The sequence below is a fragment of the Rhizobacter sp. P3_B12 genome (genome assembly GCF_056402895.1).
On record NZ_JBFUGN010001032.1, the window covers coordinates 1 to 2,116 of the forward strand.

Below are 2,116 nucleotides of genomic sequence, written 5' to 3' on the forward strand. Positions count from 1 at the left end.
CGTCGACGGCGCTGCCAGGGCATGTCGTGCAGCGTGGCCTGCGCCGCTTCACGCCGTTGCAGGCCTGGCGGGACGGCACGGCTTCCGTTGCCGATGCGGCCGAGCTGCAGGGGCGCCGCCTGCTCGCCGCCGCCGGGCTCGCGCATCCGCAGCGCTTCTTCTCGATGCTGCGCGATGCCGGCCTCGACATCACCGAGCTGCCGCTGCCCGATCACCACGATTTCGCGCAGCTGCCCTGGCCGTCCGACACGGCCGACGTGGTCGTCACCGAGAAAGATGCCGTCAAGCTCGATCCCGCGCGCCTCGGCAGCACGCGCGTGTGGGTCGCGACGCTAGACTTCCAGCTTCCGCCGGCCTTCGCTGCCGACCTGTTGGCGCTGCTGCCACAGCGCGCGCCGACCRCCCATTTCTGACCCGAGGACGCCCGATGGACACCCGACTGCTTCAACTGCTGGTGTGCCCCCTGTGCAAGGGGCCGCTGGAGCACAAGCGCCCGCCGCAGGATGCCGCGCACGAACTGGTGTGCAACGCCGACCGCCTGGCCTTCCCGGTGCGCGACGGCATGCCGGTCATGCTCGAAGCCGAGGCCCGCTCATTGGACACGGCGCCCGCCGAGGCCGGGAGCACTGCGTGAGCTTCACCGTCCTCGTGCCGGCGCGGCTGCAGTCGACGCGGCTGCCGCGCAAGCCGCTGGCCGACATCGGCGGGCTGCCGATGATCGTGCGCGTCGCCCGCCGCGCCGCGCTGTCGGGCGCGCAGCAGGTGGTGGTGGCGGCCGACGATGTGGAGATCGTCGCCGCCTGCCGCGCCCACGACGTGGCCTGCGTGCTGACGCGCACCGACCACCCGACCGGCAGCGATCGCCTCGCCGAGGCCTGCGCGCTGCTCGGCCTGCAGCCCGACGAGATCGTCGTCAACGTGCAGGGCGACGAGCCGCTGATCGAGCCGGCGCTGGTCGACGCCTGCGCGGCGCTGCTGCAGTCGCAGCCCGACTGCCCGATGAGCACCGCGGCGCATGCGATCGACAGCGTCGACGAGCTGCGCAACCCGAATGTCGTGAAGGTCGTGCTCGACGGTGCAGGCCGCGCGCTCTACTTCTCGCGCGCGCCGATCCCGTGGTGGCGCGACGGCTATGCCGCGGGCATCGAGACGCTGTCGTCGCCCGCCAGTTCGTTGGCCACCCCGCTGCGCCACATCGGCCTGTACGGCTACCGCGCCGGCTTCCTGAGGGATTTCCCGAAGCTGCCGCCCTGCCCGCTCGAGCAGACCGAATCGCTGGAGCAGTTGCGCGTGCTGTGGCATGGGCACCGCATCGCGGTGCACGTGAGCGCGGTGCGCCCCGGGCCGGGGGTCGACACGCCCGAAGACCTGGCGCGTGCGCGTGCGTTGATCGGGCACTGACCGGGTGGGCCGCGCCCGCGCGAAGCGGGTGTAAACCCGGAGGTGCCGAGGGYCCGGCGACCTGCCCCGCGTCAGTTTCGCGCAGGAGGTCGCATGCTATTCTCGATGGCAAAAGTCCGTGCCTGCGCCGGCTGGCACCGCGGCCACGAATTCCATAAATTGAGGATGACTGATGAGACTGATTCTGCTGGGCGCGCCAGGCGCCGGTAAGGGCACGCAAGCGGCGTTCATTTGCCAGAAGTTCGGCATCCCGCAGATCTCCACCGGCGACATGCTGCGCGCGGCCGTCAAGGCCGGCAGCCCGCTCGGCGTGGCGGCCAAGAAGGTGATGGACGCCGGTGGCCTGGTCAGCGACGACATCATCATCGGCCTCGTGAAGGAGCGCATCGCCCAGCCCGATTGCGCGAAGGGCTTCCTGTTCGACGGCTTCCCGCGCACCATCCCGCAGGCCGACGCGATGAAGGCCGCCGGCGTCAAGCTCGACTTCGTGCTCGAGATCGACGTGCCCGATGCGTCGATCATCGAGCGCATCAGCGGCCGCCGCGTGCACCCGGCCTCGGGCCGCAGCTACCACCTGAAGTTCAACCCGCCGAAGACCGCGGGCCGCGACGACGTGACCGGCGACGAGCTGATCCAGCGCGACGACGACAAGGAAGAGACCGTCAAGAAGCGCCTCGACGTCTACCAGAAGCAGACGCGCCCGCTGGTCGAGTAC

The 2,116-nt window shown here is 70.8% G+C and carries 4 protein-coding genes; all 4 read left to right on the forward strand.

The window, feature by feature from the left end:
- Positions 1-413: tetraacyldisaccharide 4'-kinase (locus tag AC1D01_RS31655; protein WP_477873476.1), on the forward strand; the 413-nt coding region annotated here is incomplete at its 5' end.
- A 14-nt stretch (positions 414-427) separates the two neighbouring features.
- The gene (locus AC1D01_RS31660) at positions 428-634 is read left to right on the forward strand and encodes a Trm112 family protein (RefSeq protein ID WP_477873477.1); all 207 of its coding nucleotides are present in this window, start codon (positions 428-430) and stop codon (positions 632-634) included.
- Entirely contained in the window at positions 631-1,401 is a 771-nt protein-coding gene (kdsB, locus tag AC1D01_RS31665) for a 3-deoxy-manno-octulosonate cytidylyltransferase (protein WP_477873478.1), read from the forward strand. Before AC1D01_RS31660 ends, kdsB begins: the two co-directional genes overlap by 4 nt.
- Before the next feature lie 172 nt (positions 1,402-1,573).
- A partial coding sequence (gene adk, locus AC1D01_RS31670) for an adenylate kinase (RefSeq protein WP_477873479.1) occupies positions 1,574-2,116 on the forward strand: 543 nt, incomplete at its 3' end.